Source organism: Kitasatospora sp. NPDC057518 (assembly GCF_042802075.1).
Lineage (GTDB): Bacteria > Actinomycetota > Actinomycetes > Streptomycetales > Streptomycetaceae > Kitasatospora.
Map to the genome: position 1 here is coordinate 1 of NZ_JBHVEU010000376.1, position 8869 is coordinate 8869.

Annotated in this window: 8 protein-coding genes; all 8 read left to right on the forward strand. The window is 72.8% G+C overall.

All coding sequences use genetic code 11. The features are described from left to right. The first annotated feature begins 33 nt into the window (after nucleotides 1-33). Nucleotides 34-435, forward strand: a complete 402-nt coding sequence (locus tag ACFU7Z_RS30005; RefSeq protein ID WP_380780923.1) for a pyridoxamine 5'-phosphate oxidase family protein — start codon at nucleotides 34-36, stop codon at nucleotides 433-435. 825 nt (nucleotides 436-1260) lie between these two features. Next, on the forward strand, nucleotides 1261-2292 hold the full coding sequence (locus tag ACFU7Z_RS30010; RefSeq protein ID WP_380780925.1) for a TauD/TfdA family dioxygenase: 1032 nt from the start codon (nucleotides 1261-1263) through the stop codon (nucleotides 2290-2292). Continuing rightward, nucleotides 2289-4097, forward strand: coding sequence for an amino acid adenylation domain-containing protein (locus ACFU7Z_RS30015; RefSeq protein ID WP_380780927.1), 1809 nt, complete (start codon nucleotides 2289-2291; stop codon nucleotides 4095-4097). Before ACFU7Z_RS30010 ends, ACFU7Z_RS30015 begins: the two co-directional genes overlap by 4 nt. Further along, nucleotides 4094-4864, forward strand: coding sequence for a thioesterase II family protein (locus tag ACFU7Z_RS30020; RefSeq protein ID WP_074005723.1), 771 nt, complete (start codon nucleotides 4094-4096; stop codon nucleotides 4862-4864). The genes ACFU7Z_RS30015 and ACFU7Z_RS30020 overlap by 4 nt, the downstream gene beginning before the upstream one ends. Then, complete coding sequence (locus ACFU7Z_RS30025) at nucleotides 4861-5361, forward strand: cobalamin B12-binding domain-containing protein (RefSeq protein ID WP_380744725.1); 501 nt, start codon at nucleotides 4861-4863, stop codon at nucleotides 5359-5361. The genes ACFU7Z_RS30020 and ACFU7Z_RS30025 overlap by 4 nt, the downstream gene beginning before the upstream one ends. Next, entirely contained in the window at nucleotides 5358-6653 is a 1296-nt protein-coding gene (locus ACFU7Z_RS30030) for a methylaspartate mutase (RefSeq protein WP_380780929.1), read from the forward strand. Before ACFU7Z_RS30025 ends, ACFU7Z_RS30030 begins: the two co-directional genes overlap by 4 nt. Nucleotides 6654-6715: 62 nt before the next feature. Continuing rightward, nucleotides 6716-7717 (forward strand): asparagine synthetase A, encoded by a 1002-nt coding sequence (locus ACFU7Z_RS30035; RefSeq protein ID WP_380780931.1) that lies wholly within the window; start codon nucleotides 6716-6718, stop codon nucleotides 7715-7717. After that, nucleotides 7714-8869 (forward strand): glutamate synthase-related protein (locus ACFU7Z_RS30040; RefSeq protein WP_380780933.1); only part of this gene is annotated, 1156 nt, incomplete at its 3' end. The genes ACFU7Z_RS30035 and ACFU7Z_RS30040, both read left to right, overlap by 4 nt.

Consider the following 8869-nt stretch of genomic DNA (forward strand, 5'->3'; position numbering starts at 1 on the left):
CGACGGTTCCCCGGGGGCCGTACGATCGCGGGCATGGCCCACGACCCGCGCGACCTCGACGAATCCTTCCTCGCCTTCTGGCGGGAACGGCACATCTCCACGCTGACCACCACCCGCCCGGACGGCACGCCGCACGTGGTGCCGGTCGGTGTGACGTACCAGCCGGAGACGGGGACCGCCCGGGTGATCACCAGCCGCACCAGCCGCAAGGCCCGCAACGTCGCCGTGGCCGGGCCGGAGGGCCTGCGCGTCGCGGTCTGCCAGGTGGCCGGGGCCCGCTGGTCGACCCTGGAGGGCGTGGCGGTCGTCCGGGAGGAGCCCGAGCAGGTCGCCGAGGCGGAGCGCCGGTACGCCGAGCGCTACCGCGAGCCGCGGGTCAACCCGGACCGGGTGGTCATCGAGATCGCCGTCGACCGCGTCCTCGGGCGGGCCTGAGCGCGCCGGCCGGGAGGGACGGGCCCGGGCCGGCCGCTGTTCCGGAGGACGGATCCGAGCGCGCCTGCTCCGGAGCGGGCCCGAGCGCGCCCGCTCCGGAGGGCGGCCCGGGCGCCGCTGTTCCGGAAGCGGAACTCCGGCTTCTGGTACCGGTGTTGCCGCCGTTGCCGGACGGGCGACGGCGGCGTCCCGTCGCCCTCAGCACGGGAATTGCCCCATACGGTAAGGGAATCGTCACTGTCGGTGACGTGAATGCGACATTAAAGATTCCGAACTTGCCTCTGCTACTTCTTCCACGGCGGCGCATTGGTGTGATCTGATTGGCGGTGCACGGTCAATGCGAGGCGATGGGGGAGTACTGCACCCGCCTCGGCAGCTCGGGGGAACGACACCGGGTGCGCGATTCCGCCGCACCTGAATGTGAGCACTCGGGAGGGGGGAATGGATCGGTGTGCGGGTGTGCCGGACGGCAGCCCGACGTTCTCCGGTCGGAGCTACGGTACCGGTAGTCCGCACGTGCGGCCAGGGGTGGCCTGACGGTCCCGGGTAGCGGCTCGTCGACGCCTTTTCGGGCGTTGCGGAGCCGGCCTCTTGGGCTGCCCATTCACTGCCGCCGGTGGCGGAAAACAGCGACACCCCGCCGAACCGTCCTGATGTCGGCCCTTGAACCGGGCCGCGCGAATTCCCTGGCGACCCGGCACGACGACCCCCCGCGGGTCGATGACCGTGTTCTCGGGTCAGAGGTTCTGATCACGATTCAACTTGCCCCGGGGCGACCACGGAACCACGCCGTGGCGCTCCGTCATGAGGAAGGTGCATCGAGTCATGTCTTCTGCAAGCACCGCGCCACAAGAACTGGAATGGACCCTCGAGGAGGGCAAGCCGGCGACCCTGGTCGTCCCTCGATTCGAAGGCGCCGAAGCGGCCTGCGCGTGGCTGAACGCGATCCTGCCCGACCTCCGTACCGCGCTTCAAAGGTACGGCGCGCTGTACCTGCGCGGCCTCCCGGTCGCCTCCGTCGAGGACTTCGCGCTCGTCCGGGACGTCCTCATCCCGCAGCGGACGCCCTACCGGGAGAAGGCGACGCCGCGCAGCAGCTTCGGCAACGACGTCTACTCGTCCACCGACCTGCCGCCGGCCCAGTCGATCCGGATGCACAACGAGAACAGCTACACCCTGACTTTCCCCGGGCTCCTGATGTTCGCCTGCCTCATCGCCCCCGAGGAAGGCGGGGCGACGCCGGTGGCGGATTGCCGGGAGGTCCTGCGGCACCTGCCCGCCCCCCTGGTCGAGCGCATTCGCTCCCACGGCTGGACCCTGCACCGGAGCTACTCCGAACACATCTCCGTGAGCTGGGAAAAGGCATTCGCGACCGAGCGCCGCGAGGACGTCGAGCAGTACTGCGCGGAGAACCTGATCTCCTGCCGCTGGGACGGCGAGGGAAATCTGAAAACGGTGCAGCGGCGGCCCGGTATCGTCCGGCACCCGGCCACCGATGAGGAGGTCTGGTTCAACCACATGGCCTTCTGGAATTCCTGGTCATTGGACGAGGAACTCCGCGAGACGCTCCTGGACGAATTCGGCGCGGACGGCCTGCCGTTCGAAACCGGCGTGGCCGACGGGAAGTCCCTGACCCGGGACGAGCTCGAGCTCATCAACACCGCCTACGCCGAGGCCACGGTGCGTCAGGCCTGGCAGCCGGGCGACGTCATGCTCGTCGACAACGTGCTCACGGCGCACGGCCGCGACCCGTTCCGGGGCGACCGGAAGATCGTCGTCGCGATGGGCAACCCCGTCGAGCTCGACGACTGCCGGCCCACCGTGGCGGCCTCGGCGGAGACCGGCGGTGCCGCGTGAGCATCACCGAGGAGCCCCTGGCCCCGGCGGCCAGGACCGCACCCGTCGACCCGATGGTCCGCTTCCGGCGGGCGGTCGAATCGACCCCGGACCGGATGGCCGTACGCGGGACCGACCGCACCCTGACCTTCGCCGAACTCGACCAGGACGTACGGCAGTTGGCCGGGCGGCTGGCCGAGCTCGGGCTCGGCCGCGGCGCCCGGGTGGGCGTCAGCATGCACCGCGGCGCGGACCTCGTCGTCGCCCTGCTCGCCGTGTGGCGGATCGGCGGCGCCTACGTGCCGCTGGACCCGGCCTACCCGCAGGAGCGCCTCACCCACATGGTGACGAGCGCCGGCCTGCGGACCGTCCTGGCGGAGCCCGGCAACGGTCCCGCCTGGCCCGCCGGAGTCGACGTCCTCACCCTCGCGGACGCCCTCGCCGCGCCGACCGCGGACACGCCGGCGGCACAGGCCGCCGCGGCCGACCCGGCGTACGTGATCTTCACCTCCGGCTCGACCGGGACGCCCAAGGGCGTCGAGGCCACCCGGGGCGGCGTGGCCGCGCTCGCCGCGGACCTCGAGGACGCCGGCTTCTACGCCGACCGGCCGCGCGTGGTGGCCTGGAACGCGAGCATCTCCTTCGACGCCTCCGTCCAGCAGTGGGCCCGGATCTGCCGGGGCGACAGCATCGTGGTGATCGGCGAGAACGAGCGCACCGACCCGGCCGTGCTGCGCGCCCTGCTCGACGAGCACGCCGTCGACGACCTGGACCTGACGCCCTCGCACTGGGAGGTGCTGCGCGAGGCCCTCCTCGCCCCCACCGCCGACGGCCGCGTGCTGCGGCTGTTCATGGGCGGCGAGCCGGTGCCGGCCGAGGTCTGGCGGGAGCTGGGCGAGGCCCGCGCCGCCGGGACGGTCGAGGCGATCAACCTGTACGGCCCCACCGAGTGCACGGTGGACGCCACCGCGGGCTGGATCACCGGCGAGGGCCCGCACATCGGCCTCCCGCTGCCCGGGTTCACCGCCCACGTGCTCGACGAGCACCTGCGCGCCGCGCCCGTCGGCGAGCCGGGGGAGCTCTACCTGGCCGGGCCCTCCGTGACCACCGGCTACGTCGGCCGGCCCGCGCTGACCGCGCAGCGGTTCGTCGCCGACCCGACCGGAACCGGCCGCCGGATGTACCGCACCGGCGACCGGGTGCGGCTGCGCCCGGACGGCGCCATCGACTACCTCGGCCGGGTCGACCGGCAGATCAAGATCCGCGGCTACCGGGTGGAACTGGGCGAGATCGAGGCCGCGCTCGCCGCGCACCCGGGGGTCAGGACCGCCGCCGTCGTCCTGCACGGCACCGCGACCGCCGGCGACCAGCTGGTCGGGTACGTCGTCCCGGAGGGCGGGAGCGCCCCGCACACCCGGGAGCTCCAGGAGCACCTGGGCGGCCTGCTGCCGTCGTTCATGGTCCCGTCGGCCTTCGTCACGCTGGAGGCCATGCCGCTGAGCGTGAACGGCAAGGTGGACCACCGGGCCCTGCCCGCCGTGGACGAGGCCCTGTGGGCCGACGGCGGACAGGAGGCCGGGGACGAGCCGCAGGGCGAGTTCGAGACCCTGATCGCCGGCGTGTGGTCCGAGGTGCTCGGCCGGCCGCGGATCAGTCCCACCGACAACTTCTTCTCGCTGGGCGGCCACTCGCTCATCGCGCTGCGCGTCATCGGCCGGCTGAAGAAGCAGTTCGGCATCACCGTGTCCACGAAGGAGGTCTACCAGCACCCCGAACTGCGCGGGCTGGCGGCCTTCGTGGAGTCCCGTCGGACGGAGGGCAAGTGAACACCGCACAGGACACCACCGTCATCAGCATCCGGCGCCCGGAGGGAGCCGCGCTGACGCTGATCTGCCTGGGCTTCTGTGGCGGCGGGACGGCCTCCTACCACCTGTGGGGCGACGCCGTCCCGGCCGACATCGCCCTGTCGGCGATCTGCTACCCGGGCCGGGAGGGCAGGTTCCTGGAGGACTTCGCCACCGACTGGGAGGAGCTGGCCCAGGACGCCACCGCGGCCGTGCTCTCCGCCGTCGACGGCCCGTACGTGCTCTTCGGGCACAGCATGGGCGGCTGGATGGCCTTCGACGTCGCCGCGCGGATCGAGAGCAGCGGCGGGCCGCTGCCGCTGAACCTGGTCGTCTCCTCGGCCAACGCGCCCGCCCGCGGGCTGACGCCCCGCGACATGTTCCCGTCCCAGCAGGACGACGACGACGGCCTGCTGCTCTGGATGAAGACCCACGGGCTGATGCCGGCGCACGTCCTGGAGGACCCCGAACTCCAGGAGATGGCCGTCGAGTTGATGCGCGCCGACATCCGGGTCCGGGACACCTTCCGGTACACCGAGGGCGCCACCGTCAGCATGCCGGTGCAGATGCTCTCGGGCGCCGACGACGACGTCATCGAGGCCAACGCGGGCGAGCAGTGGCGCGCGCTGGCCCTGGGCGAGTACCGCCACGACGTCCTTCCCGGCGGGCACTTCTACACCCCGGAGGTCTGGAAGACCCTGCCCTCCAGGATCGCCGCCCTCGACCCGAGCGAGAGGAGCCGGCGGTGAGCACCGACGCCACCCTCGACGTGATCGTCAGCGGCACCGAGTCGGACTCCCACACCTGGAACCTCGTCTTCCTCCAGCTCCAACTGGAGGACTGGGGACACCGGGTGCGCAACCTCGGCCCGTGCCTGCCGGGCGCGGAACTGGCGGCGGAGTGCCGGCGCGAGGCCCCCGACCTCATCGTGCTCAGCAGCGTCAACGGCCACGGCGAGAGCGACGGACTGTCCGCCGTCGCGGAGCTGCGCGCCGTCCCGGAGCTCGCCGACACGCCGATCGTCATCGGCGGGAAGCTCGGCACCGGCCGGCAGCTGCGGGCCGGGGCGGGCGGCGGGGGCGGCGAGTCCATGACGCGCCGGCTGCTGGACGCCGGGTTCTCCGCGGTCTTCCACGAGTCGGCCGGACTGCCGGAGTTCGAGCGGTACGTCTCCGCCCTCGGCGCCGTGAAGGCGGGGCGGACCGGCCGCGTCCTGGAGGAGCTCCGCGCCGCCCCCACGCCATGAACGACGCGCCGGCCAACGCGTTCGCCGACTTCGTCCGACGGTCGCACGCCCGGGGCAACCTGGTGGTGCAGCCGCGGATGGGCTTCGGCGACCCGCTGGCCATGCGGGAGGGGCTGGTCGCCGTCAAGGCGGCCAACGCCACCACGGTCGGCACGATCACCCTCGACAGCTACACCCGGCTCGGCAAGCTCGCCGACGCCCGGCGGGCCGTCGACGGCGGCGGCGACCTCAACGGGTACCCGATCAGGACCCATCCCCCGGCGACCAACCGGGGGGTGCTGGAGGGCGTGCGCGAGCGCGACTTCCCGGTCCAGGTGCGGCACGGCTCGGCCAGCCCCTACGGCATCATCGCCGCCTCGCTGGAAGCGGGGCTCGACACCACCGAAGGCGGCCCGGTCTCCTACTGCCTGCCGTACGGCCGCCTGCCGCTGCGCGAGGCGGTGCGGAACTGGGAACGGTCCTGCGAGCTGATGGTCCGGGCCCGCGACGGCGAGGTCGAACCGCACGTCGAGACCTTCGGCGGCTGCATGCTCGGCCAGCTCTGCCCGCCCAGCCTGCTGGTGGCGATCAGCGTCCTGGAAGGCGTGTTCTTCCGCCAGCACGGACTGCGCAGCATCTCGCTGAGCTACGCGCAGCAGACCAACGCCGAGCAGGACCGGGAGGCGGTGCTGGCCCTGCGCCGGCTCGCCGACGCGCTGCTGCCGGACGTCGACCGCCACATCGTGATCTACAACTACATGGGGGTCTACCCCGGCACCCGCTCCGGTGCCCTGCTGCTGCTGGAGCAGGCCGCCGAGCTGGCGGTCCGCACCGGGGCGGAGCGGCTCATCGTCAAGACGGCGGCCGAGGCGCACCGCATCCCCACCGTCCGGGAGAACGTCGAGGCCCTGGAGATCGCGGCGCTGGCCGCACAGAACGCGGGCGGATCGGCGCCGGCCGACACCGGGGCGGGCAGCGAGGTCCTGGACGAGGCGACCGCGCTCGTGGACACCGTCCTCGGCCTGAACACGGACGTGGGCGCCGCCCTGGTGGAGGCGTTCGCCCGGGGACTGCTGGACGTCCCGTACTGCCTGCACCCGGACAACGCCGGGCGGGCCAGGAGCTACATCGAGTCCGACGGGCGGCTGCGCTGGTCGCACACCGGCGCCCTGCCCGTCCGGCCGTCCGGGCGATCCGCCGGCGACCGCTCGATGAGCGCCTCGGACCTGCTCCGGGCCCTGTCCCACGTGGCGCGGTCGTTCGACGAGCGCGCCGCCACCACGCTGGACCGGCTCCCCGGGCTCCCCGGCTGAACCCCCTGCCACAACCGCAGAACCAGAGACCGCAGGACCAGAGAACCGAAGGAAGAGACCCCTTGACCAGCGAGTTCGAGTCTGCACGGCCCGGTGTACTGCCGGACCACCTCAAGAACCCCGTGACCCGGTCCGTGCTGCGGATCCAGAACCAGATCGTCCAGGCGGGCCGCGAACTACTCCTCGGCGAGGGGTTCGTGGAGCTGCTGCCGCCGATCATCGGACCGGTGACGGACCCGGGCGGCCGGGGCGCCAAGCAGGTGGACGTCGACTTCTACGGCCACCGCTACAAGCTGATGACCAGCGCGATCCTCTACAAGCAGGCGTCGCTGCTCGCCTTCGACAAGGTGTTCTACGTCGCGCCGAACGTCCGGCTCGAACCCCTGGAGACCGCGAACATCGGCCGCCACCTGGCGGAGTTCCACCAGTTCGACGTGGAGATCGCCGGCGCCACCCAGCAGGACGCGATGGGGGTGGCGCAGTCCATCGTGACCGCGGCGGTCGAGCGCGTGGTGCGGACGCTGGGCGACGACCTGGACGCCCTCGGCCGCGACGCGGACGCCTTCACCCCGCTGCTCACCCGCGACACCCCCTTCGAGCGGATCAGCCACGGCGAGGCGATGGCCGAGCTGGCGCGGCTGGGCCACGAGCAGAACCACGACGCCGAGATCGACTGGCAGGGCGAGGGCCTGCTCTCGCACAAGTCCGACGCGCCGTTCTTCATCGTCGACTACCCCAAGGGCTCACGCGGCTTCTACGACCGCGAGGACCCGCAGCGCCCGGAGGTCCTGCGCAACTTCGACCTCATCGCCCCCGAGGGCTTCGGCGAACTGATCAGCGGCAGCGAGCGGGAGTTCGACTACGCGCGGATCATCGCCCGGATGCGGGAGAGCGGCGAGAACCCGGCCAAGTACGAGTGGTACCTGAAGATGGTCCGCGAGGGCATCCCGGGCAGCGCCGGCTTCGGGATCGGCATCGAGCGGCTCACCCGCTACGTCGCCGGGCTGGACGCGGTCTGGCAGGCCACCCCGTTCCCGAAGGTCCCCGGGGTGGTCTCGCCGTGAGTGGGGTGCTGAGCGCCCCGGGGTTCCCGGAGGCCGCGATCCGGTCCCGGGCCAGGGAGGGCGCCGCCCGCGCGTTCCCCTCGACGGACGGCTACGGCCTGACGCTGTTCGGCGCCGGCGGCACGGGCGGCGAGCCGCGGACGGCGGCGCCCCGCGGCGGGGACGCGCTGGACGCGATGCGCCTGGTCCCGCCGGTCTTCGTGCCCCAGCGGCTGGAGAAGCTCACCGACCTGGCCCGCGAACCGCTCTACGGCGACGTCGAACTCGCCACCGACATCGGCGGGTTCCGCTCGGCGCTGCCGGTGTACGTGTCGGCCTTCGGCTCCACCCAGGTCGCCTCCTCCGGACTGGGCCTGGCGGCCAGCCGCCAGGCCGGACGCCTGGGCATCCCGCTGGTCATCGGCGAGAACGTGGTGCCGACCAACGGCTTCGCCGGCGCCTCCGGCAGCGGTTCCGCCGACGCCTCCGCCGACACCGGCGACAGCATGCTCGCCCGGCTGCGCGCCTACGAGCAGGAACTCCCGGACGACATGGGCGGGTTGGCGTTCCAGCAGAGCACCGAGGACGCGGACGCCGAGGTGTGGAACCAGATCTACAGCGCCCCGGCCGCGAAGGCGCTGCTGGAGTCCGGCCGCCTGGCCTTCGAACTCAAGGTGGGGCAGGGCGCCAAGCCCGGGCTCGGCGGGATGACGGTGCTGAAGCGCTCGGTGGCGGCGCAGCTGGCGGATCGGTACAGCACCGACGAGAGCGTCTTCGCCGACGGGCAGGGCGAGGACGACCGGGTACTGCGGTCCAGCAGCCCGGGCACGTTCACGGCGGAGATCCTGCGCCAGCAGATCCGGTTCATGCGCAACAACTATCCGCGCGCGCGGATCTGGGTGAAGCTCCCACCCGGGCGCGACATCCACGAGGCGGCGGTCGTGGCCTGGGCGAGCGGCGCGGACTCGGTGACCGTGGACGGCGCCGAGGGCGGCAGCGGCTGGGCGCCCAGCAGCTTCCTCGACCAGGTGGGCCTGCCGCTGGGCGAGTGCCTGCGCCGGCTGGGGCCGCCGTCCAGGTCGCACTGCCTGCTGGCCTCGGGCCGGATGTGGGAGGGCGCCAGGGCCGCGAAGGCCCTGGCGCTCGGCGCCCGCGCCGTCGGGCTGGGCCGGG